Source organism: Cupriavidus sp. GW821-FHT07C08, assembly GCF_059419025.1.
On record NZ_JBWKQZ010000022.1, the window covers coordinates 85453 to 112123 of the forward strand.

At 67.5% G+C, this 26671-nt stretch carries 22 protein-coding genes; 9 read left to right on the forward strand and 13 right to left on the reverse strand.

The genetic code is table 11. The features are described from left to right. Positions 1 to 5: 5 nt before the first annotated feature. The 6 genes from AC07UK_RS25045 to ltrA all read right to left on the reverse strand — a co-directional run bounded on the left by AC07UK_RS25045 (position 6) and on the right by ltrA (position 5807). The gene (locus tag AC07UK_RS25045) at positions 6 to 1100 is read right to left on the reverse strand and encodes a YheT family hydrolase (RefSeq protein WP_494688222.1); all 1095 of its coding nucleotides are present in this window, start codon (positions 1098 to 1100) and stop codon (positions 6 to 8) included. 61 nt (positions 1101 to 1161) lie between these two features. Beyond that, positions 1162 to 1602, reverse strand: coding sequence for a YybH family protein (locus AC07UK_RS25050; protein WP_436220888.1), 441 nt, complete (start codon positions 1600 to 1602; stop codon positions 1162 to 1164). A gap of 31 nt (positions 1603 to 1633) precedes the next feature. Beyond that, positions 1634 to 2656 carry a lipopolysaccharide heptosyltransferase II gene (gene waaF, locus AC07UK_RS25055; RefSeq protein WP_013955638.1) on the reverse strand — a complete coding sequence of 341 codons (1023 nt, stop codon included), beginning with the start codon at positions 2654 to 2656 and terminating at the stop codon, positions 1634 to 1636. A gap of 112 nt (positions 2657 to 2768) precedes the next feature. After that, positions 2769 to 2963, reverse strand: coding sequence for a zinc-finger domain-containing protein (locus AC07UK_RS25060; RefSeq protein WP_013955639.1), 195 nt, complete (start codon positions 2961 to 2963; stop codon positions 2769 to 2771). A gap of 97 nt (positions 2964 to 3060) precedes the next feature. After that, a complete protein-coding gene (locus AC07UK_RS25065) occupies positions 3061 to 3981 on the reverse strand; it encodes a branched-chain amino acid transaminase (protein WP_494688223.1) in 921 nt (306 codons plus the stop codon). A 125-nt stretch (positions 3982 to 4106) separates the two neighbouring features. After that, positions 4107 to 5807, reverse strand: a complete 1701-nt coding sequence (ltrA, locus tag AC07UK_RS25070; protein ID WP_494688224.1) for a group II intron reverse transcriptase/maturase — start codon at positions 5805 to 5807, stop codon at positions 4107 to 4109. A 1306-nt stretch (positions 5808 to 7113) separates the two neighbouring features. Here ltrA and AC07UK_RS25075 point away from each other — a divergent pair. Together AC07UK_RS25075 and AC07UK_RS25080 are read left to right on the forward strand one after the other, a co-directional pair. After that, on the forward strand, positions 7114 to 10110 hold the full coding sequence (locus AC07UK_RS25075) for a DEAD/DEAH box helicase (protein WP_494688225.1): 2997 nt from the start codon (positions 7114 to 7116) through the stop codon (positions 10108 to 10110). 140 nt (positions 10111 to 10250) lie between these two features. Continuing rightward, the gene (locus tag AC07UK_RS25080; protein WP_436220891.1) at positions 10251 to 11270 is read left to right on the forward strand and encodes a Bug family tripartite tricarboxylate transporter substrate binding protein; all 1020 of its coding nucleotides are present in this window, start codon (positions 10251 to 10253) and stop codon (positions 11268 to 11270) included. Between the two features lie 179 nt (positions 11271 to 11449). Here the strand turns inward: AC07UK_RS25080 and AC07UK_RS25085 are convergent, their stop codons facing one another. Further along, a complete protein-coding gene (locus AC07UK_RS25085) occupies positions 11450 to 12592 on the reverse strand; it encodes a helix-turn-helix transcriptional regulator (protein WP_436220892.1) in 1143 nt (380 codons plus the stop codon). A gap of 104 nt (positions 12593 to 12696) precedes the next feature. Continuing rightward, complete coding sequence (locus AC07UK_RS25090) at positions 12697 to 13803, reverse strand: helix-turn-helix transcriptional regulator (RefSeq protein WP_436220893.1); 1107 nt, start codon at positions 13801 to 13803, stop codon at positions 12697 to 12699. A gap of 382 nt (positions 13804 to 14185) precedes the next feature. On the opposite strand from AC07UK_RS25090, the gene AC07UK_RS25095 reads away from it, so the two are divergent. The 7 genes from AC07UK_RS25095 (at position 14186) to AC07UK_RS25125 (ending at position 21955) form a co-directional block, all read left to right on the forward strand. Then, positions 14186 to 15382 carry a phosphoglycerate kinase gene (locus AC07UK_RS25095; protein WP_494688007.1) on the forward strand — a complete coding sequence of 399 codons (1197 nt, stop codon included), beginning with the start codon at positions 14186 to 14188 and terminating at the stop codon, positions 15380 to 15382. 54 nt (positions 15383 to 15436) lie between these two features. Next, positions 15437 to 16873, forward strand: a complete 1437-nt coding sequence (gene pyk, locus AC07UK_RS25100) for a pyruvate kinase (protein ID WP_436220895.1) — start codon at positions 15437 to 15439, stop codon at positions 16871 to 16873. A gap of 168 nt (positions 16874 to 17041) precedes the next feature. Next, positions 17042 to 18106: a class II fructose-bisphosphate aldolase gene (gene fba, locus AC07UK_RS25105; RefSeq protein ID WP_494688006.1), complete on the forward strand. Its 1065-nt coding sequence runs from the start codon at positions 17042 to 17044 to the stop codon at positions 18104 to 18106. Between the two features lie 104 nt (positions 18107 to 18210). Continuing rightward, complete coding sequence (locus tag AC07UK_RS25110) at positions 18211 to 19119, forward strand: phosphoribosylaminoimidazolesuccinocarboxamide synthase (RefSeq protein ID WP_436220896.1); 909 nt, start codon at positions 18211 to 18213, stop codon at positions 19117 to 19119. Between the two features lie 53 nt (positions 19120 to 19172). After that, positions 19173 to 19670, forward strand: coding sequence for a 5-(carboxyamino)imidazole ribonucleotide mutase (gene purE / locus AC07UK_RS25115; RefSeq protein ID WP_010812195.1), 498 nt, complete (start codon positions 19173 to 19175; stop codon positions 19668 to 19670). A gap of 28 nt (positions 19671 to 19698) precedes the next feature. Continuing rightward, the gene (locus tag AC07UK_RS25120; RefSeq protein ID WP_494688005.1) at positions 19699 to 20943 is read left to right on the forward strand and encodes a 5-(carboxyamino)imidazole ribonucleotide synthase; all 1245 of its coding nucleotides are present in this window, start codon (positions 19699 to 19701) and stop codon (positions 20941 to 20943) included. A 22-nt stretch (positions 20944 to 20965) separates the two neighbouring features. Further along, on the forward strand, positions 20966 to 21955 hold the full coding sequence (locus tag AC07UK_RS25125; RefSeq protein WP_436220898.1) for an L-threonylcarbamoyladenylate synthase: 990 nt from the start codon (positions 20966 to 20968) through the stop codon (positions 21953 to 21955). Between the two features lie 7 nt (positions 21956 to 21962). Here AC07UK_RS25125 and AC07UK_RS25130 read toward each other — a convergent pair whose 3' ends face one another. The 5 genes from AC07UK_RS25130 to AC07UK_RS25150 form a co-directional block, all read right to left on the reverse strand. After that, positions 21963 to 22289, reverse strand: a complete 327-nt coding sequence (locus AC07UK_RS25130; protein WP_013955653.1) for an AzlD domain-containing protein — start codon at positions 22287 to 22289, stop codon at positions 21963 to 21965. Then, positions 22286 to 23113 (reverse strand): AzlC family ABC transporter permease, encoded by an 828-nt coding sequence (locus AC07UK_RS25135; protein ID WP_153955647.1) that lies wholly within the window; start codon positions 23111 to 23113, stop codon positions 22286 to 22288. Before AC07UK_RS25135 ends, AC07UK_RS25130 begins: the two co-directional genes overlap by 4 nt. 189 nt (positions 23114 to 23302) lie before the next feature. Then, positions 23303 to 24886, reverse strand: a complete 1584-nt coding sequence (dacB, locus tag AC07UK_RS25140) for a D-alanyl-D-alanine carboxypeptidase/D-alanyl-D-alanine endopeptidase (protein ID WP_436220900.1) — start codon at positions 24884 to 24886, stop codon at positions 23303 to 23305. Between the two features lie 48 nt (positions 24887 to 24934). Then, a complete protein-coding gene (locus AC07UK_RS25145) occupies positions 24935 to 25522 on the reverse strand; it encodes a MarR family winged helix-turn-helix transcriptional regulator (RefSeq protein WP_436220901.1) in 588 nt (195 codons plus the stop codon). Then, entirely contained in the window at positions 25519 to 26670 is a 1152-nt protein-coding gene (locus tag AC07UK_RS25150) for an ABC transporter substrate-binding protein (RefSeq protein ID WP_436220902.1), read from the reverse strand. Before AC07UK_RS25150 ends, AC07UK_RS25145 begins: the two co-directional genes overlap by 4 nt. Between the last annotated feature and the right edge of the window lies 1 nt (position 26671).

Below are 26671 nucleotides of genomic sequence, written 5' to 3' on the forward strand. Positions count from 1 at the left end.
CCCGCCTACATCATGCTGTCAAAAAATCTCAGGATCCGTGCCGGCAGCCATTCGATATCGCCGCTGAAGCGCCCGTCGGGCAGCAGCGGCAGGTGCCGGCGCCAGCCCTCGGGCGGGGTCATGAAGCCGACATGGCCGCCGTGCTCGGGCTGTTCCAGCCATACCTGCGGGCTGGCGTCGGCCGGGCCGGGCAGGTACCCGGCCGGCAGGAAGGGATCGTTGCGCGCATTGAGCACCAGCGTGGGCACGGCGATGTCGCGCAGCACGGGTTTGCTGGCGGCGCGGCGCCAGTAGTCGTCGGTATCGACAAAGCCGTGCAGCGGCGCGGTGACGACGTTGTCGAAGGCGTACAGGTCGCGGCTGGCCAGCATCGTGTCGCGGTCGAACAGCCCCGGGAACTGTCCCAGCTTGGCCAGCGACTTGCGCTTGAGCGTCTGCAGGAACATGCGCGTGTAGACCAGGTTGAAGCCGGCCGACAGCGCCGCGCCGCCGGCAGCCAGGTCCAGCGGCGCGGAGATCGCCGCGGCCGCATGCACGTGGCCGGCGCTGGCGCCGTCTTCGCCCAGGAAGCGCAGCAACGCGTTGCCGCCCAGCGAGATCCCCACCACCAGCAGCTTGCGCCCGCTGGCGCAGTGGCGCTGGCGCATGCGCTCCAGCACCCAGCGGATCTCGGCCGAATCGCCCGAGTGGTAGAAGCGCGGCGCGAGGTTGAGCTCGCCCGAGCAGCCGCGGAAATGCGGGACCACACCCTGCCAGCCGCGCAGGGACAGCGCATGCATCAGCGCCTGCGCGTAATGGCTGCCGGAATCGCCCTCCAGGCCGTGGAACATCACCACCAGCGGCGTGTCCGGGCGCACCGGGTGGGTGGTCCAGTCGAGGTCGATGAAGTCCTGGTCGGGAGTGTCCCAGCGCTCGCGGCGAAAGCTCACGCGCGGCGGGCGGCGCGTGAAGCGCGCGGGGATGATGGTCTGGGCATGGCCGCCGCGCAGCCACCAGGGCATCGGCACGCCTTCGCCGTAGCCATGGCCGGGTGCCGTGGCGGGATCAGCCTGGGCGGCGTTGACGACCTGGGGAAGGCGGTGGTGCGGAAGCTGCGTCATGCCGGCGTGGTGTTGCAGCAGGCCGCGGCGCGGCCGTGCGGGTTTAGAACCAGACGGGTTCCTAATGCAGCGCCTGCCCCGGCGCGGCGGCCACGGCGGCAACCTGCACCGCGTTGGCCGGGCTGCAGTGGACATGTGCCAGGCGCCAGCCTTCGTGGTTCTGCATCAGCACATAGGTGGTGTGCACGTACAGGTCGGCCTCGACGCGGTCGCCGCCGAAGCGCAGTGCCTCGGTCACGTCGAAGATCGACACGGCCATCGACGAATGACTGCTGGTCTCGATCGCATCGACCAGCACCGGCTGTTCTTCCAGCAGTTGCAGGAAGGCCTGGCGCAGCTGTTCGTGGCCGATCAGGCGCTGGCCGTCGGGCAGCACGCAGGTGATCGAGTCTTCGTCCAGCCACAGGCGCAGCGCGCCGTCGGCGTCGCGCAGCTTCAGTGCTTCGCGAAAGGCTTCGACGATGTCTTCGGCGGAATCGAACAGGCGGGCAAAGCGAGGCATGGTGGCAGTAGAAGTGGCGAGGGCGGTGAAATCAGGGCCGGTGCAGCAGCTTGCGCAGCTCGACGAACACCATTTCAGGTTCGATCTCTTTCAGGCAGCGCAGGTGGCCCAGCGGGCACTCGCGCTTGAAGCAGGGACTGCACTCCAGCTGCAGCCACATGATACTCGCTGCCTGTGACAACGGCGGCGTGTGGCGCGGGTCGCTCGAGCCGAACACCGCCACCTGGGGCCGGTTCAGCGCCGCGGTGACGTGCATCAGGCCGGAATCGTTGCAGACCGCGGCTTCGGACAGCGCCAGCAGGTCCACGGCGTCATCCAGCGAGGTCTGGCCGCACAGGTTGCGCACGAACGGTGCCTCGCTGACGATCTCGGCGGCGATCTCGGCGTCCTTGGCCGAGCCCAGCGTGATCATCTGCGCATACGGGTAGGAGCGCCGCAGCATCTGCGCGAGCCTGGCGAAATGCCCGGCCGGCCAGCGCTTGGCCGGGCCGAACTCGGCACCCGGGCAGAACGCGATCACGCGCGTGTGCGGGGCGATGCCAAAGCGCTCGGCGGTGGCCGCCATGCGCGTCGGGTCGACGCGCAGACGCGGCTCTGGCAGGTCTTCGGGCAGGCGCGCGCCGGGCCTGAGCGCCAGGCGGGCGTAGTGCTCCACCATCGGCGGGCGCTTGTCGCGCGGCGGGTTGGCGTGGCGCACGTTGAGCAGGCCGAAGCGGGCTTCGCCGCGGTAGCCGATGCGCAGCGGGATGCCGGCCAGCCAGGGGACCAGTGCCGACTTGAGCGAGTTCGGCAGCACGTAGGCGAGGTCGTAGCCTTCGTTCTTGAGCTGCTGCGCGAACATCAGCCGTGCCGACAGCTGCAGCTTGCCGTGCGCGAGGTCGGACGGGAACACGCGGCCGATCTCCGGCATGCGCGCGAGCACGGGCGCGACCCACTTGGGCGCGAGTGCGTCGATGACCAGGCGCGGATGGCGCGCCTTGAGCAGCGCAAAGAGCGGCTGCGCCATCAGGGCGTCGCCGATCCAGTTGGGGGCGATGACGAGGGCTTTCTTCATGGGCGGGGCGCTTGGAGCCGGCACGCCGGCGCGGGCGCCGGCAACGCCGACGCTCCGGGGCGCCTGCAAGCGGCCCGGAGCGTCAGGATCGTGCGAATGCGGGCGGCTCGGGTCAGTGGTGGCCCTTCAGCACGGTGCCCGGCTTGAGCTTGTAGACGGTGCCGCAGTAGGGGCACTTGGCTTCGCCGGTGTCTGCCACGTCGAGGAACACGCGCGGATGGTAGTTCCATGCCGGGGTGCTGGCGGTCGGGCAGTGCAGCGGAATGTCTTCAGCGCCGATTTCGATGATGGTGGCGGTTTGCGTCATGGTGTTGCAGGGAGTGATGCTTATTGTTCGATGAAAACAGCGGGTGTGCCGCGCCCGGCAGTACCGGGCGCGCGCAGAAGGGGCTGGCAGCCGGTGCTCAGACCAGCGTCAGCCACTTGTTGTACTTTTCGTTGGTGCCGCCCACGGCGGCAAAGAACGTGTCCTGGATCTGCTTGGTCACCGGGCCGCGGCGGCCTTCGCCGATGACGCGGTCGTCCAGTTCGCGGATCGGCGTGACTTCGGCGGCGGTGCCGGTGAAGAAGGCTTCATCGGCGCAGTACATCTCGTCGCGGGTGATGCGCTTTTCACGCACCTCGATGCCCAGGTCGCGGGCGATGGTCAGGGTGGCGTCGCGGGTGATGCCGTCCAGGCACGAGGCCAGGTCCGGCGTGTAGATCACGCCGTTGCGCACGATGAAGACGTTCTCGCCCGAGCCTTCGCTGACGTAGCCCTCGGTGTCCAGCAGCAGCGCTTCGTCGTAGCCCAGGCCGGTGGCTTCCTGGTTGGCCAGGATCGAGTTGATGTAGTAGCCGCTGGCCTTGGCGCGCACCAGCGACACGTTGACGTGGTGGCGCGTGAACGACGAGGTCTTCACGCGGATGCCGCGCTCCATGCCTTCCTCGCCCAGGTAGGCGCCCCACGGCCAGGCCGCGATCGCCACGTGGATGGTGTTGCCCTTGGCCGAGACGCCCAGTTTCTCGTCGCCGACCCACACGATCGGGCGGATGTAGCAGGATTCCAGCTTGTTGGCGCGCACCACTTCGCGCTGCGCCGCTTCCAGCGTGGCCTCGTCGAAGGGCATGGCCATCTGGAAGATCTTGGCCGAGTTGAACAGGCGCCGGGTGTGCTCGTGCAGGCGGAAGATGGCGGTGCCTTCGGGCGTCTTGTAGGCGCGCACGCCTTCGAACACGCCCATGCCGTAGTGCAGCGTATGCGTCAGCACATGGATCTTGGCGTCGCGCCATTCGATCAGCTTGCCGTCCATCCAAATCTTGCCGTCGCGATCAGCCATCGACATGTCTTTTCTCCCAGCGCCGTCAAATTAGGTAGGGTAGGAGAAAGCCATTGCTGGACAGTCTCCCCCCTAAGAACCGTACGTGCGAGTTTCCCCGCATACGGCTCAAGCCTCTCAAAGTAAATGAATCAATCAAGTACCGGCTTCACAGCGGCTCTGCCGTAGTGATGAACTTGAACGTGACAGTCTGGGTGTACCAGTACTCGATTCTCTAGAGCATCGGATCCGCCTAGAATGCGCGGAACGATGTGATGGTCATTCCACCCCGTCTCTTTGGTTATCTTGCACTGACACACCGCACACAAGCCCCGCTGGGACATATACAGCTTGATCCATTGCTTCCGGTGTGACATGTCTTCCGACATGCGTTCCTGTCGCAATCTCTCGCCATACAACTCCTGCGCTGGGTCAAAGGGATGATAGTCCCCCCGAACCTTCTTGTGCCTTCTGATCGGTGTACCCGCGAGCGAATACAACTCCAACCAGAAGGGTTTGCCCTTCTTGTCCACTGCCGTGGTCCCAAACACCCAGTTCCGTTCACCGATGCGGGCGAAATACTTCTTTCGCACCCATTCGGCGTTCTTTCCTCGGTGCCGCCGTCTTGCCCACCGCCACAGAGCCCAGAAAAGCTTGTGCTCTACTTTGGTGAACGTCGCCTTCGCTACCACCGGGCTGTGATACTGCGCCCAGCCTCTCAGCATTGGATTTAGCAGCTTGATCAGATCTTCCTGCTTCGCTGCCTTCCCGACACTGATGACCTCCTTCACCTTGCGATAGAACGTTTGCACATTCTTCTTGCTCGGTGTGATGAGCAGCGTTCCCGAGTACTTTCGGAAATTCCACCCGAGGAAGTCAAAGCCTTCGGCGATATTGACGATTTGCGTTTTCTCCGTCGATAGCGACAGTCCCCGTACAGCGAGAAACTGTTCCACCCACGGCTTCACCTCGTTCTCTAGTACCTCCGGTGTACTACCGGTGATCACGAAGTCGTCCGCATAGCGCACAACATTGACCTTAAGCTTCCGCGTCGTCATGACCCCGAGCTTGGCTTCAAGCGCCTTGCCCAGTGATCGTTCCAACCCGTTTAGTGCCACATTTGCCAGAGTCGGGGAAATGATGCCTCCCTGTGGTGTCCCGGCTTCGGTCGCCTGAAACTGGCCCTGAAATACCACGCCAGCCTTCAGCCACTTCCGGAGAATCGTCCTGTCCATCGGGACATTGCGCTCCAGCCAGTCGTGACTGATATGGTCAAAGCACCCCTTGATATCCGCTTCCAAAATCCATTGGGCCGAGGCCTTCCTGGACAGGTTGAGGAATAGCTGAGACATGGCGTCCGCTGTGGAGCGATTGATCCGGAACCCATACGAGTTCGGATCGCTCGTCCCTTCGGACACCGGTTCCAGCGCCAGCAGATACAACGCTTGCATGGCTCGGTCGTGTAGGGTCGGAATGCCCAAAGGGCGTTTCTTCCCATTCGACTTGGGGATGTAGACCCTCCGTAAAGGCAGTGGCCTGTACCCCCGACGCTTCAACCTCCCGATGGCTTCCCACCGGGCTTCAGACGTTTCCCACTTTACGCGATCGACTCCCGCCGTCCGCGCACCTTGGTTCATCGCCACTCGCCGCACCGCCGATGCCTTGGCGGCCCACGAGCGGGTCAGGGACCTCTGCAAGGCTTTCACCCTGCGCCAATCCCCTTCCTGTGTTGCCTTCGCAATTCGAATCTGCATTACCCGAACGTTCCGTTCCACGCGGCGCCAATCAATGTCGCCCCATCTTTGCGGTACGCCGGAAGGCGCAGATTCATCCTTGCGGATGAATGCTTCCATGCTGCCCTCCTATCTTGAGGATCTTCCCCAACATCGAAAGACAACACGCCCCTTGAGGGACGGTTGCCCCCCAAGGGAAGAAAAAAATTAACAAGCGAGTTTAGTCAGCCGTCTTGCGACGATCAACCAGTTGGAAGTCTGCCCGCTTTCGCGTGGGATGATGTTCCAATCCCTATCCGGACCATTACAGCCCGGCATTCGCTTTTTCCAACCTCCCATACCCGCACAGCCAACAGCGTTCCTTGCGGTCCGCCTGCCTGAGCCGTACAGCGCTCCGGCAGCCATACGGGCTTACCACGTTCCCTGCGCGTTACAAGACTGGGTTAGGGCCTGCCTCTCCGCCGATGGTCATATGACGACGTATCCCGACTTTTGAGCGGGATAACCGACCACTCACCTTTTGGTTAGTGCCTATCAGCAGCTTTGGCACCGCAATGTTCACGACGTTTATCAGCAGTTCACATATGTTGCCCATGCCAGCCAGCCTAGCGCCTTGACCTCATTGCTGCTGGGAGTCTCTGTATCCCTACCTCACGGCAGAGATACACCCTTTCGGGGGCTACGTTGTCAGAAGAGCTTCACACCCCACCGTTACCAGTGACGCATGTCTTCTTAGGCTACTGCTAGTCGCATAGCAGGTTCTCTATCAAGACACCCTCACGGGCGGGCTCGACCGAACCATAACGCGCAGAGCTTTCGCTCCGGGACCTCACTTCTTACTAACTAACGTGCTCCCGTACAGGCGAGCGCTTGACGGTGGCAGGCTCTTCCGAGCCTCAGCCGCCGTCCCAAAGGACGTAGCGCCGATCCATCCGGACCGGTTAAGAGCTATGTGGCACTTCCGCAACAAAACTACCGTTGCAGATGCGCCCGCACCCTCCGTAGAGGAGGCGTTTACAGAGAAACTCGCCCAAAGGCGAGTGTCCCCGCCCTTGGGCAATGGCTGGAAATCCATCCAGCAAAAGCAAGCTGCAGGTCGGCCAGTGCTCCGGCTTTCCTACAACATTGGACTAGCCCGGCCTCGCGGCTAGGTTCATCAAAGCAAGTCATGGTCGAGATGGGATGGTTCGGGCCGAGGCCCTGCCCTTGTCTCGACAAAAGGTCACTACTCCTTACGTTGGAGCTACCCGGACACGAGAGTGCGTGTCGCACCAAAAACGACATTGTAAGCCGCGGGGGCATGGGTCACAACGCGATGCAGGCGTTGCGGCGGTCTAGAATCCTCTTTTCCGGGCGTTTGCCGAATTTCGGACGCCATTTCCTGCTGTTCCCCCGTTGTTGCACGTTTCCCTATCCCAGAACCGCCGTGCCTTTGACCACACATCCCGGCCATGACGACCTGCCTGAGCCCGGCGAGGACGGCGCCAGCCCCGCGCCGGGCCCGGACTGGCAGCAGGCGCTGGCAGCACTGCGTGCACTGGCCGGCGCCGAACCCGCCGCCGGCGCCGAGGCCCGGCGCCTGCTGTGGGCGCTGACGCTGGACGCCGACGGCGTGCCGGGCACGATCGAGCCGCTCGAGCAGGTGCGCGGCGCGCGCGGCTGGGGCAAGCCGAAGCCGGTGCCACTGGCCCGGGTCGCCGAGGACGACCGGCTCGAGCCGTGGGATGCCCGCGTGGCGCGCGCCATCCGCCGCGACCAGTCGCACAACCGGCGCTGCGTGCTGGACCGCGCCGCCGCGGTGATGGCGTTGGTGGGCCACCCGGGCGTGGTGCTGGCGCATGCGCCATCGCAGACGCTGGAGGTGGTCGAGGACGCCCCCGCGCTGGAAGCGGTCCACAGCGCCGGCCGTTATGTGCTGCGCATCTTCCCGCCGGTGCGCGAGGCGCCGGCGATGGAGGCCTTGCTGCCCGCCGCCGCACGCCAGGAGGCCGAGGCGCTGCGCCAGCTCACGGTGGTGCGCGACGGCCCGCACCGGCTGCGGGTGATCCGCTACACCCCGGCGCAGTTCGATGCCGCGCGGCTGGTCGGCGACGGTCTGGCGATCCCGGAGGACGGCCAGGCGCAGCTCGACCAGACCCTGCGCGCGCTGGCTGGCCACTTCCAGGTCCATGCCGACCAGGCCGTCGGCACACGCGCGGTGGAGGCCGAGACACGGCTGCGCGCCGAGGTAGCGCCGGTGGCCCGCGGCATCTCGCTGCGGCTGGTGGTGACGCCGCTGGGCCCGCTCGGGCCGCGGCTGGCGCCCGGCGCCGGGCGCGAGCGCCTGATGGCCGCGGTGCGCGGCGAGACCCTGGCCACGCAGCGCGACCTGGATGCCGAGCTGGCCAGCGTGGCCGAGGTCTTCGCGGCATTGCCGCAGCTGGTGGCGCTGTCGCCGCCGGGCGGCGAGTACACCTGGACGCTGGACGATCCGGAGGACGCGCTCGCCGTGGTCGAGGCGCTGCCCGGACTGCCCGCCGTGCAGGCCGTGGAATGGCCGCGCGGCAAGGAGATTCGCGTGCTGCCGGCCGACCTGCCACAGTTGGGCGTGCAGATCGAGAGCCGCGGCGCGTGGTACCGGCTGGCCGGCGAGCTGCGCGTGGCTGAGGGGCTGGTGCTGGAGCTGGGCAAGCTGATCGACTGGGCCGGCAGCCACGCCGGGCGCTTCGTGCCGATGGGGCAGGGCGTCTACGTGGCGCTGACGCGCACGCTGCGCGGCCGGCTGCGCGACCTGGCCGGCGTCGGTGAGCATCTGCCCGACGGCATTCGCGTCCCGCAGATGGCCACGCCGTGGCTGGACGACGTGCTGGCCGGCGCGGGCGTCGATCCCGACGCGCATTTCCGCCAGCGCATCGCCCGGCTGCGCGCCGCGCGCGAGGCGGACATCGCTCTGCCTGCCACGCTGGCGGCTGAGCTGCGGCCCTACCAGGAGGCCGGCTACCGCTGGGCCATGACGCTGGCGGCCTCGGGCCTGGGCGCCTGCCTGGCCGACGACATGGGCCTGGGCAAGACCCTGCAGGCGCTGGCGGTGCTGGTGGCGCGCGCCGGCGGCGGCGCCGCGCTGGTGATCGCGCCGACCTCGGTGTGCGGCAACTGGGCGGCCGAGGCGCGGCGCTTCGCGCCCACGCTCAACGTCCATGTCTATGCCGAGGGCGATCGTGAGACGGTGCTGGCGCAGGCCGGGCCGCATGACCTGGTGATCGTCTCCTACACGCTGCTGCAGCAGGCCAGCAAGGCGTTCTGCGCGCGCGAATGGCATACCGTGGTCGCGGACGAGGCGCAGGCCTTCAAGAACGCGGTCACGCGGCGCGCGCAGGCGATGTTCGCGCTGCCGTCGGGCTTCCGCATGGCGCTGACCGGCACGCCGGTGGAGAACCGGCTGGCGGAACTCTGGTCGGTGATGCGGTTCTGCAATCCGGGTTTGCTGGGCTCACTGGCCCGCTTCAACGAACACTTTGCCAACCCGATCGAGCGCGGCGGCGTGCGCGAGGCGCGCCAGCGGCTGCGCCGCATGATCGCGCCGTTCGTGCTGCGCCGGACCAAGGCGCAGGTGCTGGATGAACTGCCGCCGCGCACGGAGCTGGTGATCCGGGTCGAGCCCGAGCCGGTCGAAGCCGCGCACTACGAGGCCCTGCGCCGCCAGGCCCAGACCGAGGCCGAGGCCGCGCTGGCGCGCGTGGAAGCGGCACGCAAGGCCACCAAAGGCGCGCCGGCAGGGGCCCGTGCGCGCGCCCTGGCGCAGGCCCAGCACCAGGCGCAGGCGCGCATCCACGTGCTGGCGCAGCTGATGCGGCTGCGGCGCGCCGCGTGCGATCCGCGCCTGGTCACGCCGGAACTCAGCGGGCAGCTGTCCGAAGGCGCCAAGGTGCGCGCCTTTGTCGAGCTGGCCAGCGAGCTTGCCGCGAGCGGCCACAAGACCCTGGTGTTCAGCCAGTTTGTCGATTTCCTGCAGCTGCTGCGCCAGGGGCTGGAGCGCGCCGGGCTGGCGCTGCAGTACCTGGACGGCGCCACCCCCGCGGCCGAGCGCACCCGCCGCGTGGCCGCCTTCCAGGCGGGCGAGGGCGATGTCTTCCTGATCAGCCTGAAGGCCGGCGGCTTCGGCCTGAACCTGACCGCGGCCGACTACGTGATCATTGCCGACCCCTGGTGGAACCCCGCCGCCGAAGACCAGGCCATGGGCCGCGCGCACCGCATCGGCCAGCAGCGCCCCGTGACGGTGTACCGGCTGATCAATGCGGGCACCATCGAAGAGCGCATCGTCGACCTGCACCGCGACAAGCGCGCGCTGGCCGACGGGCTGCTGGAGGCCGACGACGACAGCACCGCGGGAACCGGCGCGCCGCTGCCGGACGTGGATGAACTGGTGGGCCTGCTGCGGCGCTGAGCGGCACCGGGCAGCACCATATGCCCGCATGGCATACCTTCAAACCAACTCGGTCGTTTGGTTTTGGCAGGAACCTTGCTATCGTGTGGCGCTGGCCCGGGGCTCAGATCCCGGTCATTGAACTTACCGACGGTGCCCCCATGCCTACTTCGTCCCGCCTGCTTCCGCGCTTGTCCTTCCGTCCCGCTACCGGCCTGGCCGTGCTGTGCGCCGCCGCTGCCATCAGCACGGTCAGCATGCCCGCCCGCGCGCAAGGGGAGTGGCCGACGCAGCCGGTGACGATCCTGATGGGCTTCACCGCCGGCTCCGGCGTCGACATCGTCGGCCGCACGCTGCAGGAGTCGCTGCAGAAGTCGCTGAAGACCACCATCATCTACGACTACCGGCCGGGCGCCGGCGGCAACGTCGCCTCTGAAGCGGTCGCGCATGCCAGGCCGGATGGCTACACGCTGCTGCTGGGCACCGCCGCCACGCACGGCATCAACCCGGCGCTGTACAAAAGCCTGCCGTTCGACGCCGAGGCCGATTTCACCCCGATCGCGCCGTTGGTCGAGGTCTCCAACGTGCTGACCGTCAACCCGGCGGTGATCGACGTGAAGTCGGTCAAGGAGTTTATCGAGAAGGTCAAGGCCAACCCGGGCAAGTACAACTTCGCGTCCACCGGCAATGGCACCGGCACGCACCTGGCCTTTGCCGAGTTCAACGCGCGCGCCGGCCTCGACATGGTCCACGTGCCCTACAAGGGCGGCCCCGACGCATTGCAGGCGGTGGTGAAGGGCGAGGTCTGCTGCATCTTCAACCAGGTGCAGAGCGTGCTGCCGCAGTACCGCGCCGGCAAGGTGCGCCTGCTGGGCGTGACCACCAGGCAGCACGTGCAAGTGATTCCCGACGTGCCGACCATTGCCGAGAGCGGCCTGCCCGGCTTCAACAGCACCATCTGGTTCGGCTTCTTCGGGCCGAAGGGGCTGGATCCGAAGATCGCGCGCAAGGTCAACGATGCGGTGAAGGTGGCGCTGGAAACGCCGGCGATCCGGCAGAAGCTGATCGATGCAGGCAACACGCCGCGGGTCGAGACCGTGGATCAGTTCAAGGCTACGGTGAAGGGGGATCGGCAGAAGTGGGCGGGGGTGGTTAAGACTGTGGGGGCTTCGGTGGATTGAGGGTGGTTTGGGGATGGTTGGCCATGCGGTCGGTTGTCGCTCTTGGCGGGCGTGGGCTGTTTCGCCGGCTACGCCGGCGAAACAGCCCACGCTAGTCAAGAACGACAACCAACCGCATATCGCAGAGCAAAAGCGGCCTGCATCCCCGAGAAGCGGCAAGCGCCCCCCAAGCCCCGCCCCTAAGCCCTAACCCCCAACCTAGTCAACAAATGCGCCAACTGCGCCTGCGTCCCCGTAGCCGTCTTGGTAAAAATAGCCTTCAACTGCGTGCGCCCGGTCTCGCGCCGGATGCCGATCAGCTCGCACGCCTCGGGCAGGCCGATGCCCGATGACAGCTGCAAGGCCAGCCGGGTCTCGGCCGGCGTGAGGCCGTAGAGGTCGCGCAGAACCGCCGGCAGGGTCATCGGCGCGGTGCCGGGCTCATGGATCGCCACCAGCACGCTGGGGCGCTGCCAGTCCATCGCCAGATGGTGCGCGGGCGGCAGCGGCAGCAGGACGACCTGGGCCTGGCGGCCGGCGCTGTCGGCCGCGCGCAGCGCCTGTGCCGGCTGCGGGTTGGCGGGATTGCACGCCGCCCGCAGCGCTTCGGCAAACGGGCGCGACAGCTGCCAGTCGGCTTCCTCGCGCACGGCCGCGGCAGGCGGCGCCACGGCGCTGGTTTCGATCGACGCCGCCGGCAGCAGCCGGCGCACCCAGGCCTCGCCGATGCTGTTGGCCAGCAGCGGCTTGCCGTCATCGCGGAACACGATCACGCCGAACGGCAGCCGCTCCATCAGCTGCGCCGACGCATGCGCCAGTGCCGACACCTGGTGGGTGCGGTCGCGCAGCGCCATCGCTTGGCGCACGTGCGGGATGGCCCAGTCGAGCGCGCGCGCGTCTTCGGGCGAATAGTGGTCGTGGCCGTGCGGGCGCTGCAGCGACAGGAACACGTCGTAGTGCGGCTGGCGCTCGATCAGGCAGGCCATCACCGACGACTGCTCGAATTGCCGCAGGAACTCGCCGTAGAAGGGCGACCTGCGCATCGCCGGCACGCCCAGCTCGCGTGAATCGATATACCAGTTGCCCACCGACATGCGCCTGGCGAACGGCAGGGCCGGGTCGATGGCCACGTATTGTTCGCTGTAGGCGGCCACTGCCTCCGGCATGGGGTTGACCTCCTGGTTCACCAGCACGCGCTCGTTGACCGTGTCGAGCACCAGCAGATGGGCATGCGTGCTGCCGCTGGCCTGGCACAGCGCGCCCAGGCTGCGCTGCCAGGCGTCGGCATCGAAGATCCCCTCGTACAGCGCGCGAATGGTGTCGTGCATCTGTGTGTCGCTCATGGCTTCCCTTCTTCTTTTTACTTCTTGTACTTTTAGCACTTTCTTCGCGGGGGCAACGGGTGGGCCGCAGGCCGGCGCCGGCCCGATGCCGGGCGCGGTGGTGTTCAGGCCTCGTCCAGCGCCGCGCCGAGGCGCGAGAGCAGATGCGTCAGCTGCGCCTGGCTGTTGCAGCCGGTCTTGTGGAACACGGCCTTGAGCTGGGTGCGCGCGGTTTCGTGGCGGATGTTCAGCTGCTGGCTGGCTTCGGGCAGGCCCTGGCCGGTGGCCAGCTGGTTGGTCAGCCGGGTCTCCGCCGGGGTTAGTCCGTACAGGTCGCGCAGCACCGGCGCCAGCAACAACGGCGCGCTGTCCTGCTCATGCACGATCACCAGCGCCGCCGGTTCCTGCCATTGCGCGGCAAAGGCGTGCGAGGGCGGCAGCGGCAGCACGATCACCTGCGCGCCGGCGCCGCTGCCGTCGGTGGCGCGGGCGGCCTGCGCCGCGACCGCGCGCTGCGGGTCGCAGGCGGCCTGCACCATGTCGGCGAACGGGCGCGACAGGGTCCAGTCCGATACCTTGCCGGCCGGGTCCAGGCGCCGCGCCCAGCGCTCGCCGGCGCGGTTGCTCAGCAGCACCTGGCGCTGCGGCGAGAACACCAGCAGCGCAAAATTGAGCCGCTCCACCAGCTGCGTCGACAGCCGCGCCAGCACCGTCAGCCCCAGCGTGCGGTCGCGCATGGCCATGGCGCTGCGCATATGCGGGATGATCCAGTCCATGCCGCGGGTGTCGTCGGGCGAGAACAGCGGCTGCGTGCGCGCGCGCTGCATCGAGAAATAGACTTCGTAGTGGGGCTGGCGCTCGACCAGGCAGGCCACGTAGGAGCGCAGATCGTAGCGGTGGAAGAAGTCGCGGTAGAACGGATGGCGGGCCATGGTGCCTTCGCCCAGTTCGCGCGCGTCGATATACCAGTCGCCCGGCCGCAGGCGCGGCGCGAACTGCTTGGCCGGATCGATGGCCTGGTAGTCCGATTCGTACTCGGAAAACAGTTCCACCACCGGATTGACGATCTCATTGACGGTGACCTGGTCGCGGACGGTGTCCCAGACCATCATCGAGGCATGTGCTGTGCCCGCCAGTTCCGTCAGGGTGCGCAGGCTCTGCTGCCAGGCACCGGGATCGAGAATGCCCTCGTACAAGCCACGGATCGCTCCGTGCATGTCGGCTTCTTTCATCTGACTCACCCCCTGCATTCGCGACAAGGAAATGCGCGGCGCCGGCGGTGCGTCTGATCGCACACCGGCTGCATTCTTTTTGGCTGCTTGTTATTTTGGCCGCCTGCTGTCATGGCCGTTTCAAGACCGGCTCTGGCGCTTTTTGCGTGTCTGTTGTAGCAGACGTTGCATACATTACCGCACTCGGGGGTCAAGAGGGGCATGGAGCTGACCCTTCTTTCGTGGGGAGATATGTCACCAGCTCCCCGTGGGGTTGCCCTGAATGTGATGCAAGGGCCATATCACAAGTGCGTAACGGTCCGGAATCGGCAAAGCGTTGACCACGATCAGGTAAAATGCCCGTTTCCCCGAATTCCAGCGAAATCTCGCGCCATCCATCGCCATGACCTCTGTCCTGCGTCTTTCCGACCTGATTTCCCAAGGCAAAATCTCCGGCAAGCGGGTGTTTATCCGCGCCGACCTGAACGTGCCGCAGGACGACGCCGGCAACATCACCGAGGACACGCGCATCCGCGCCTCGGTGCCGGCCATCGAGGCCTGCCTGGCTGGCGGCGCCGCGGTGATGGTCACCTCCCACCTGGGCCGCCCGACCGAGGGCGAGTTCAAGCCCGAGGACTCGCTGGCGCCGATCGCCACGCGCCTGTCCGAGCTGCTGGGCAAGCCGGTCAAGCTGGTGCAGAACTGGGTCGATGGCGTCGAGGTGGCGCCGGGCCAGGTGGTGCTGCTGGAAAACTGCCGCGTGAACAAGGGCGAAAAGAAGAACAGCGACGAACTGGCCCAGAAGATGGCCAAGCTGTGTGACGTCTACGTGAACGATGCCTTCGGCACCGCCCACCGTGCCGAAGCCACCACGCATGGCATCGCCAAGTACGCCCCGATCGCCTGCGCCGGCCCGCTGCTGGCCGCCGAGATCGACGCGCTGGGCAAGGCGCTGGGCCAGCCGGCGCGTCCGCTGGTGGCAATCGTGGCCGGCTCCAAGGTCTCGACCAAGCTGACCATCCTGAAGTCGCTGGCCGACAAGGTCGACAACCTGATCGTCGGCGGTGGCATTGCCAATACCTTCATGCTGGCCGCCGGCCTGAAGATCGGCAAGTCGCTGGCCGAAGCCGACCTGGTCGGCGACGCCAAGACCATCATCGACATCATGGCCGCCCGCGGCGCCTCGGTGCCGATCCCGGTCGATGTGGTGTGCGCCAAGGAATTCAGCGCCACCGCCGCGGCCACCGTCAAGGACGTCAAGGACGTGGCCGACGACGACATGATCCTGGACATCGGCCCCAAGACCGCCGCGATGCTGGCCGAGCAGCTCAAGGCCGCCGGCACCATCGTCTGGAACGGCCCAGTGGGCGTGTTCGAATTCGACCAGTTCGGCAACGGCACCAAGGTGCTGGCCCAGGCCATCGCTGAATCGAAGGCGTTTTCGATCGCCGGCGGTGGCGACACGCTGGCGGCCATTGCCAAGTACGGCATCGCCGACCGCGTGGGCTATATCTCCACGGGCGGCGGCGCGTTCCTGGAATTCCTGGAAGGCAAGAAGCTGCCCGCATTCGAAGTGCTGGAGCAGCGCGCCGCAGGCTGACGCATCCGCCGGGCCCGGCGGTGTTGCCGGGGCCCTGAACCAGGAAATCCGCGCATGACTCGTTCCACCAAGATCGTCGCCACCATCGGCCCCGCCTCCAGCTCGCTGGAAATCCTGACCCGCATGATCGCGGCGGGGGTCGACGTGGTGCGGCTGAATTTTTCGCACGGCACGGCCCAGGACCATCTCGACCGCGCCCGCCTGGTGCGCGAAGCCGCGCAGGCATGCGGGCGCGAGGTCGCCATCATGGCCGACCTGCAGGGCCCCAAGATCCGCGTCGGCAAGTTCGAGCACGGCAAGATCACCCTCAAGCCGGGCGATCCGTTCATCCTGGATTCGAGCTGCCAGCTCGGCAATGAGCAGCGCGCCGGCCTGGACTACCAGGACCTGCCGCGCGACGTCGGCCCGGGCGACCTGCTGCTGCTCAACGACGGCCTGATCGTGCTGGTGGTGGACCGCGTGTTCGGCACTGAGATCTTCACCACCGTGCGCGTGGGCGGCGAGCTGTCCAACAACAAGGGCATCAACCGCCAGGGCGGCGGGCTGTCGGCGCCGGCGCTGACCGCCAAGGACATGGACGATATCAAGACCGCCATGGCCCTGGGCGCCGACTACGTCGCCGTCAGCTTCCCCAAGAACGCCACCGACATGGAAATGGCGCGCCAGCTGACCGCCGTGGCCGGCCAGCCGCACGGCCACAAGGCCCGCATGATTGCCAAGATCGAGCGCGCCGAGGCGATCCGCCCGGGCGTGCTGGAAGAGATCCTGCAGGCGTCAGACGGCATCATGGTGGCGCGCGGCGACCTGGCCGTGGAAGTGGGCAACGCCGCCGTGCCGGCGCTGCAGAAGCGCATGATCAAGCTGGCGCGCGAGGCCAACAAGCTGACCATCACCGCCACCCAGATGATGGAGAGCATGATCGTCAACCCGGTGCCCACGCGCGCCGAGGTCTCGGACGTGGCCAACGCCGTGCTGGACGGCACCGACGCGGTGATGCTGTCGGCCGAAACCGCCGCCGGCCGCTACCCCGTGGAGACGGTCGAGGCCATGGCCGCAGTCTGCGTCGAAGCCGAGAAGTCCGAGGTGGTGCAGCTCGACACCGATTTCCTGAACCAGACCTTTTCGCGCATCGACCAGTCGGTGGCGATGGGTGCGCTGTTCACGGCCTATCATTTGCAGGTGAAGGCGATTGCCGCGCTGACCGATTCCGGCGCCACCGCCTTGTGGATGAGCCGTCACCGCATCCATGTGCCGATCTATGCGATGACGCCCAACCTGGCCTCGCAGCGCAAGATGCAGCTGTACCGCAACGTGGTGCCGCTGCCGCTGCAGTCCAGCGCCGACCGCGACACCGCGCTGGAGCAGGCAGAAGAGCTGCTGCTGGCGCAGGGCGTGGTGCAGCGCGGCGATTTCATCGTGCTGACCATTGGCGAGCCGATGGGCCAGCCGGGCGGCACCAACACCCTGAAGATCGTCAGGGTGGGCAGCTGAAAGTGAGATGAGGCAATGCGTGCCATGCCGGACGGAGCGCCAGCGCGGAATGCGCAAGGCTGACGGCGCCGGCAGGCACGGGCGATGCGCTACGTAAGTCGATGCACTGCGTAAGCGCCGACTAGAAGAATACGCGGAAGACACCCCATTTTTTATTAGGAGTTAGACATGCCACTCGTATCGATGCGCCAGCTGCTGGACCACGCGGCCGAGAACAGCTACGGCCTGCCGGCCTTCAACGTCAACAACCTCGAGCAAGTGCAGGCCATCATGCAGGCTGCCGACGAGGTCAACGCCCCGGTGATCATGCAAGCCTCGGCCGGCGCGCGCAAATACGCCGGTGAGCATTTCCTGCGCCACCTGATCGAAGCCGCGGTCGAGGCTTATCCCCATATTCCGATCGTGATGCACCAGGACCATGGCCAGTCGCCGGCAATCTGCCAGGGCGCGATCGACCTGGGCTTCTCGTCGGTGATGATGGACGGCTCGCTGCGCGAAGACGGCAAGACCCCGGCCGAGTACGACTACAACATTGACGTCACCCGCAAGGTGGTGCAGCTGGCCCACGCCGTCGGCGTGACCGTGGAAGGCGAACTGGGCTGCCTGGGCTCGCTGGAAACCGGTGAAGCCGGCGAAGAAGACGGCATCGGCGCCGTCGGCGTGCTGGACCACTCCATGCTGCTGACCGATCCGGAGCAGGCCGCCGACTTCGTCAAGGCCACCCAGCTGGACGCCCTGGCCATCGCCATCGGCACCTCGCACGGCGCCTACAAGTTCACGCGCAAGCCCACCGGCGACATCCTGGCGATCAGCCGCATCAAGGAAATCCACGCCCGCATCCCCAACACCCACCTGGTGATGCACGGCTCGTCGTCGGTGCCGCAGGAACTGCTGGAAGAGATCCGCAAGTTCGGCGGCGACATGAAGGAAACCTACGGCGTGCCGGTCGAGGAAATCCAGGAAGCGATCAAGTACGGTGTGCGCAAGATCAACATCGACACCGATATCCGCCTGGCCATGACCGGCGCGATCCGCCGCTTCTTCGCCGAGAACCCGAGCAAGTTCGACCCGCGCGAATACCTGAAGCCGGCCCGCGAAGCCGCCAAGCAGGTGTGCAAGGCGCGCTACATCGCCTTCGGCTGCGAAGGCCAGGCCGGCAAGATCAAGCCGATCGGCCTGACCGACATCGCGCAGCAGTACAAGGCGGGCAAGCTGTCGCAGGTCGTGCAGTAAATGTCCCTAGTCCGCCTTCCGCGCAAGGGGAAGGCGGATTGCAGTTCCGGCCGCCGCGGCACGCATCCAGCGCCCGGCGGCTTCGCCGTTTTATCGGAACCATCATGTCCAACGCTCTCTACCAGTCCTCCATCAACTCGCTGCCGCTGCTGGGCCACGGCAAAGTGCGCGACAACTATGCCGTCGGCAACGACAAGCTGCTGATCGTCACCACCGACCGCCTGTCGGCGTTCGACGTCATCATGGGCGAGCCGATCCCTGACAAGGGCCGCGTGCTGAACCAGATGGCGAACTTCTGGTTCCGCAAACTCGCGCACATCGTGCCGAACCACGAGACCGGCATCGCGCCCGAAACCGTGGTCGCGCCGGAGGAAGTGGAGCAGGTCAAGGGCCGCGCCGTGGTGGTCAAGCGCCTGCAGCCGATCCTGGTCGAAGCCGTGGTGCGCGGCTACCTCGCCGGCAGCGGCTGGAAGGATTACCAGGCCACCGGCAAGGTGTGCGGGATCGAACTGCCCGCCGGCCTGCAGAACGCGCAGAAGCTGCCCGAGCCGATCTTCACCCCGGCCGCCAAGGCCGAGATGGGCGAGCACGACGAGAACATCTCGTTCGGCGAGGTCGAGGCCCGCATCGGCATCGCGCTGGCGCGCCAGATGCGCGAGATCTCGATCCGCCTGTACAAGGAAGCGGCCGAGTTTGCCGCCACGCGCGGCATCATCATCGCCGATACCAAGTTCGAGTTCGGCCTGGACGACAACGGCGTGCTGACGCTGATGGACGAAGTGCTGACCGCCGATTCGTCGCGCTTCTGGCCGGCCGATTCGTACCAGGTGGGCACCAACCCGCCGTCGTTCGACAAGCAGTTTGTGCGCGACTGGCTGGAAGCCGTGCGCATCGACGGCAAGCCCTGGCCCAAGACCGCGCCGGCGCCGCAACTGCCGGACGACGTGATCGAAAAGACCGCCGCCAAGTACCGTGAAGCGCTGACGCGCCTGACGGGCGAAGAACTGCAGTAATGCAGGGCGCCGTTCCCGCGCGTGCGGGAACGGCCAACGAAGGAACAGACAAAGTGAGCAAGCAAGACAAGCCGCTGGTCGGCGTGGTGATGGGCAGCAGTTCCGACTGGGACGTGATGCAGCACGCAGTGGCCATGCTGAAGGATTTCGGCGTGCCGTTCGAAGCCCAGGTGGTGTCCGCGCACCGCATGGCGGACGACATGTTCCGCTATGCCGAGAGCGCGCGCAGCCGTGGCATCCGTGCCATCATCGCCGGTGCCGGCGGGGCCGCGCACCTGCCCGGCATGATCGCCGCCAAGACCATCGTGCCGGTGTTCGGCGTGCCGGTGCCGTCCAAGTACCTGCGCGGCGAGGATTCGCTGCTGTCGATCGTGCAGATGCCCAAGGGCGTGCCGGTGGCCACCTTTGCCATCGGCGAGGCCGGTGCCGCCAATGCCGCGCTGCATGCGATCGCCACGCTGGCCACCACCGACGAGGCGCTGGCCGGCGCGCTGGAAGCGTTCCGCGCGAAGCAGACCGAAGCCGCGCGCGCGATGACGCTGCCGCTGTAATCATCCGGACATCCCACGGAACCTAGCAATGCCTACCGATATCCATCCCTACCTCTCCGAAGCCCACACGCCGGAATCGCGCGCCGAGTTCGGCGTCGACCGTCCCGACGCGCCCATCCTGCCCGGCGCGTGGCTCGGCATGCTGGGCGGCGGCCAGCTCGGCCGCATGTTCACGCATGCGGCGCAGGCGATGGGCTATCGCGTATGCGTGCTCGATCCGGACCAGGACAGCCCGGCCGGCTCGGTCGCGGACAAGCATATCTGTGCGCAATACACCGACGAGGCCGCGCTCGCCGAGATGGGCAAGCTGTGCCAGGCGGTAAGCACCGAGTTCGAGAACGTGCCGTCGCTGTCGCTGGACCGGCTCGAGCAGCTGGGCGCCTTTGTCGCGCCGCGCGGCTACTGCGTGTCGATTGCGCAGAACCGCATCGGCGAGAAAAAATTCTTTGCCGCGTGCGCCGAGCGCACCGGCGTGTCGCCGGCCCCGCACTGGGTGATCCAACACGATGCCGATGTCGACCAGCTGCCCGACCATGTGCTGCCCGGCATCCTCAAGACCGCGCGCATGGGCTACGACGGCAAGGGCCAGGCGCGGGTGAAGACGCGCGATGACGTGCGCGCCGCCTGGAACGCCATGCAGCACGTGCCGTGCGTGCTGGAGCAGATGCTGCCGCTGGCCTATGAGGTCTCGGTGCTGGCCGCGCGTGCCGCGGACGGCTCCACCGCCACCTGGCCGCTGGCCGAGAACGTGCACCGCGACGGTATCCTGTTCTCGACGGAAATGCCGTCGACCAGCGTGTCGCCTGACATTGCCGACCGCGCGCGTGCCGCAGCCGCTGCCATTGCCACGGAAATGGGCTACGTCGGCGTGCTGTGCATCGAGTTCTTCGTGCTGACCGACGGCTCGCTGGTCGCCAACGAGATGGCGCCGCGCCCGCACAACTCCGGCCATATCACCATGGATGCGTGCGAGACCAGCCAGTTCGAACAGCAGGTGCGCGCCATGGCGCGGCTGCCTTTGGGCCGCACGCGCCAGCACTCGGCCGGCAAGATGCTGAACCTGCTGGGCGACGTGTGGTTCGAGTTCGGCCTGGAACGCACGCCGTCCTGGGACGAGGTGGTGGCGCAACCCGGTGCCAAGCTGCACCTGTACGGCAAGGGCGATGCGCGCCCGTCGCGCAAGATGGGCCACGTCAATTGCGTGGGCGAGCATGCCGAAGCGGCCGCCGCCGCCTTTGCCGCCGCCGCGCAGGCGTTGCATATCCCGCTCTGAAGCCATAGCTCCAAGGAACACGATGTCGCCGCGCATGCCCACGGCCGCTGAACTGGACGAAGCCGTCCGCCTGCTCGAGGCCGGGCAACTGGTCGCCTTTCCCACCGAAACCGTCTACGGGCTCGGTGCGGACGCCGAGAACCCCGAGGCGGTCGCCCGCATCTTCGCGCTGAAGGGCCGGCCGTCGAACCATCCGGTGATCGTCCACGTGGTGGACGGCGCCGATATCGGCTACTGGACCGACGAGGTCCCCGAGGCCGCGCAGCAGCTGATCGACGCCTTCTGGCCCGGCCCGCTGACGCTGATCCTGAAGCGCGCCGCGCATATCCATGCGGCCGTCGCCGGCGGCCAGGACAGCATCGGCGTGCGTTGCCCCTCTCACCCCGTGGCGCAGGCGCTGCTGGCGCGCTTCAAGCGCGGCCGCGGCGGCATTGCCGCGCCGTCGGCCAACAAGTTCGGCCAGGTCAGCCCGACCACCGCGCAGCATGTGCGCGATGAATTCGGCGATGCGGTCTATGTGCTGGAAGGCGATGGCGTGGAGGTCGGTATCGAATCGACCATCGTCGACCTGTCGCGGCTGGACCAGGGCATCGGGCCGGTGCTGTTGCGGCCGGGGGCGATCACCGCGGCGATGATGGCGCAGGTATTGGGCGCGGCCCCGCTGCCGCCCGATGCGGCCGCGCCGCGGGCCTCAGGCACGCTCAAGGCCCACTACGCGCCGCACACACCGCTGCTGCTGGCCGATGCGCAAGCGGCTTCGGCGCTGCTGGTCGCGCTGCCGGACGATGCACGCGTGGCGTGGGTTGGCCGGGCGCCGCTGGTGGACCAGCGTTGTACCTGGGTGCAGGCGCCTGCGGATGCGGCGGCCTATGCGCGTGAGCTTTACCGCTTGCTGCGCAAGCTCGACAAGCAGGGCTATACGCAGCTGATGTTCGAGGTGCTGCCTGTAGGGCAGGATTGGGCCGGGGTGCGGGACCGGCTGGAGCGGGCGGCGGCGGCGTTCGAGGGGTGAGGGTCCCTTACCCCCCCAGCAACCGCAACGCCGTATACACCGCCATCCCCACCATAATCATCCCCACCATCTTCCGGGTCAGCAGGTAGAACAACGTGGCGGCAATCCCCGCCATCAGCTTGTCGTTGGAAAACGCCACCGTGAAATGCCCCTGCCAGGTCATCAGGTCCGGCAGGATGATCGCCGCCAGCGCCGCGGCCGGCGCATAGCGCAGCGCCCGCGCGATGCGGTCCGGCACGGTGACATGCTCGCCGGCCATCAGGAACAGCGCCCGCGTGACGATGGTGACGACCGCCATGCCAAGGATGGCAATCCAGATTTCAAGATGGCTCATGCGCGGTCTCCCGGCGGCGTTTCCGGCGCGGCGGCGTTGGTGACCTCGGGGACCTTGGGCTTGCGCCGGCGGATGCCGCGCAGCGCCGCGCGTGCGGCCAGGTCGTCGCTGGCCATGCCGGCTGCGATCGCGCCCACCACCGCCACCACCAGGCTGAGGCGGTACGGCAGGTCAAAGCAAAGCAGTGCCAGCACCGCCGACACCACCACCGCCAGCAGCGTCGAGCGCGAGTTGATGGTGGCGATCATCACCGGGATCAGCGCCATGGTGCCCGCCAGCCCCAGCCCCCAGCTGTCGGGGAACAGGCTGGCCAGCACGATGCCGATGATCGACGACAGCTGCCACATGCAGAAGTTGGTCAGCGCCATGCCCCAGAAATAGCCTTCCTTGCCGGGCTCGTAGCCGGGCGTGCTGTACTTCTGCAGGAAGTAGACGAAGTGCAGGTCGCCGTTGAAAGAACCCAGGATGGTGCGCCGCCATAGCGGCATGTAGCTGAAGTGCGGCTGCATGCCGGCGCTGAAGATCACGAAGCGCAGGTTGACCACGGCCGCGGTCAGCCAGATGGTCCACAGCGGCAGGCCCGCGGCAAACAGCGGCAACACCGCCAGCTGCGCCGAGCCGGCGTAGACCAGCAGCGACATGCCGATGGCTTCGGGCACGGTCATCACGGATTTGCTCATCGCCACGCCGGTCACCAGGCCCCAGGAGAAGACCGCGGGCAGGGACGGGGCAAAGTAGCGCGCGCCGTCGATAAAGCCGGCGCGTTCGGCGGGTGCGAAGCGATGCCAGAGGCGCAACCACACCGGGGGTTGTCGGGAAGTCATGTCAGAGGGCGAGGGGGCAATGCAGGCCCGGGGCCGAGGGCCGGCCCGGAAGGCTGCCGCCGCAGGACGCGGCCGGCACCCTGGCATTATAGGGGTGGATCGGGCGCTGGTAAGTGTCCGCTTAACAAAATGCGGCCGCGGCGTTGGCGCCAGGCCACGGCGCCGCGCCGCAGCCTGCCCGGCGCGGACTCAGGGTGCGCCGCGGTACACCCATTGCAGCAAGGCGTCGTGTGCTTCCAGCGCCTGCGCGGCATTGGGGTGGTTGATCATGCTGACCACCACGTAGCGGCCGCCGTCGGCAGCATCCACATAGCCGGCCAGCGCGCGCACGTCGGCCAGCGTGCCGGTCTTCAGGTAGCCGTTGCCGGCCGCGTTGGCGCGCGTCAGGCGGTTGCGCAGCGTGCCGTCGACGCCCAGCACCGGCAGCGAATCGATCAGCACCGGTCCCACGTTGCTGGCCGCGGCCTGCTGCAGCAGGCGCGCCATGTCATAGGCGCTGATGCGTTCCTCGCGCGACAGGCCCGAGCCGTTGTCCAGCACCAGGCCGGGCATGTCCAGCCCCTGGCGCGCCAGCCAGCGCTGCACCACGCGGGTCGAGCGTGCCGTGCTGGCCGGGCCGCCGCGGTCCATTTCGGCGCCGATGGTCAGGAACAGCTGGCGTGCCATCACGTTGTTCGAGAACTTGTTGATGTCGCGCACGATGTCTGCCAGCGGCAGGCCGTAGTGGCGCGCCAGCAGCACCGCGCCGCGCGGCACCTTGCCGCTGCGCAGCCCGGGCAAGTGGGCAAAGCGCCCGCCGGCGCGCTGCCACTCGGCGACGAAGCCGCCCCAGGTGAATTCCGCGTGCGACAGCGTGGCGATATTGAGCACGTGCTCGCCGCAGTCGCTGGCATAGTTGCCCGAGAACGACGCCAGCACGGTGCCGTCCGCCTGCGGCAGCACGCTCGGGCTGGCGCTGGACTGCCAGTCGCCGCAGCGGCCGTTGGTCAGCGTCAGCCGGTTGTCCAGTTTGAGCTGCGCCAGCTCGGGCGTGACGCTGACTGCCACGGTCTGGCTGGCCGGGTCCGGCGTCAGCGTGAATGACAGCGTCTTGAACGCATAGAGCAGCGCGTCCGGGCCGACGTTGTAGGCGCGCTGCACCTCGCCGTCGATGGTGCCGTTGCTGTCCAGGCCATCGGCAAAGTAGCTGCGGTCCAGCACCAGGTCGCCGTTGATGCCGGTGGTGCCCGCGGCGCGCGCCTTCGCCACCAGCTTGGCCATTTCCTCGGGCACCAGCTTGGGGTCGCCGTGGCCGCGCAGGTAGACATTGCCGTTGACGGTGCCGTCGAAGCCGGGCTGGGCATCGGCGTAGAGCGAGGTCTGCCAGCGGTAGTCGGGCCCCAGCAGCTGCAGCCCGGCAAAGGTGGTGACCAGCTTCATGGTCGAGGCCGGGTTCATGGGCTGCTGCGCATTCCAGCTGGCGCGGGCGGTGCCCGCGCCCAGCCTGACCACGTAGAAGCTGGCGGCCGAGGCCGGCACGCCGGCGCGGCGCAGCGCCGCGGCCACCGGGGCCGGCACGCCGGCGCTCACCAGTGCGCGATCGGCGGCGGATTTTGCGGCGGTGGCAGCCTTGGCTGCCTTGGCGGGTGCTTTGGCTTGCGCCGGGGTGAGTGCGGGACCGCCGGCCAGCAGCACGGCGGCAAGGATGGGCGAGAGCAGTGGCGACAGGCGGCGCAGCAGGGCGCCGGGTCGCGATGCAGTAGGCGCGGCGATTGTTCTTGGCATGGCGGCCATGTTAACGCATGGCCGCGGGCCGGAGGATGACTGTCTTGCCGGCTGCCCTCAGCCGGCGCGCGGCGGCGCCAGCCGTGCCAGCAGCGACTTCAGCGTGGCCTGCTCGGCCCCGGTCAGCTCCGAGCCGACGTGCGCGTCGTGCGCCACCACCGCCTGCGTGGCGGCTTCCAGCGTGCGGCGGCCGGCTGCCGTCAGCACCAGGCTGTAGGCGCGGCGATCCCCGGCTGCCGGGCGGCGCGCCACCAGGTTCATCTCTTCCAGCGCGTCGACCAGCAGCACCGCCCCCGAGCGGGCGATGCCGAGGATCTGCGCCAGCTCGGTCAGCTTCAGGTGCGGGTTGCGCGAGATGATGATCAGCGCCGAAAAGCGCGGCGGCGTGATCTGCCACTGCGCCAGCGACAGCACGAAGTCTTCATAGATGCGGATCTGCGCGCGGCGGATGGCGTAGCCGATCAGGTTGTCGAGCACGCCATAGTCGATATTCGGCACATGCGGGTCGAAACCGGCATCGGCACCGGCGCTTGCGGCCGGATCCGGCGCGAGCGGGTCCCGCGCCTTGCGCCGCGCGGACGCGGTGGTGGTGCTGCCCGGGCGCGGGGGCGCGGCGGGCGGTGTGCCGGATGCGTCGGGATTCACTTAAGCAGCTTCCAGTTGCCGTTGTCGATGGTCAGCATAACCCGCCCGCGCTGGTCGAAGCCATAGTGGTCTTGCCCACTGTAATTCAGCACGCCGTGCGAGACCACGATGTCGCGCTCGGTCTCCAGTGCCTGCCGCAGCGCCTGGCGGAACGCAGGCGTCCCCGGCTTGGCGTGCCTGAGCGCCACCGGCACGATGCGCTCCAGTACCAGCCCGGCGTCGTAGGCATGGGCGCCGAACTGGGTGCGGCTGTCGGCCCCATACTGCTTTTCATACCGGGTGACGTAGTCCAGCCCCGGCTTGCGCACCGGGTCGCCCGCGGGCAACTGCTCCGGCACGATCACCGGTCCGGCCGGCAGGATCGCGCCATTGACCATGCGCCCGCCGATGCGGATCAGGTCCTTGGTGGCCGCGCCGTGGGTGTGGTAGATGGTGCCGCCGTAGCCGCGCTCGCGCAGCGTGGTGTGCGGCAGCGCGGCGCCGGTGCCGGCGCCGGCGATCAGGATGGCGTCGGGTTTGGCGGCAATCAGCTTGATGGCCTGCGCGGTCACGCTGGTATCGGCGCGGCCGTAGCGCTCGGTGGCGATCAGGCGGATGCCGTTGGCACTGGCGGCGGCGGTAAAGTCCTTCAGCCAGGTCTCGCCGTAGGCATCGGCAAAGCCGATAAAGCCGATGGTCTTGACGCCGTTGGTCTTGGCGGTGGCGGCCACGGCATTGGCCATCAGCCGCACCGGCTGCGCCAGCCGGAAGGTCCAGGCGCCGCGCCCGGGTTTGAGTTCGATCGGCGAGAACGCCAGCTGCACGGTCTGGGCTTCATCGGCCACCTCGGCAATGGCGATCGACGGCGCCACCGCGGACGAGCCCAGGATGATGTCGACCTTGTCCTCGGAGACAAAGCGGCGCGCCACCTTGGCGCCCTGCGTTGGGTCCGAGGCATCGTCCAGCACGATGTAGCGTACCGCCTCGCCGCCGATCTTCTGCGGCAGGTAGGCCAGCGAGTTCTTTTGCGGGATGCCCAGCGACGCCGACGGGCCGGTGGTGGACAGGCTGACGCCGACGGTGATGTCGGCCAGCGCGCTGCCGGCGCTGAAGGCGAGGGCCGCGGCCAGCGCGAGGCGGGCCAGCTTGGTGGTGGTCAGGGGCGCCATG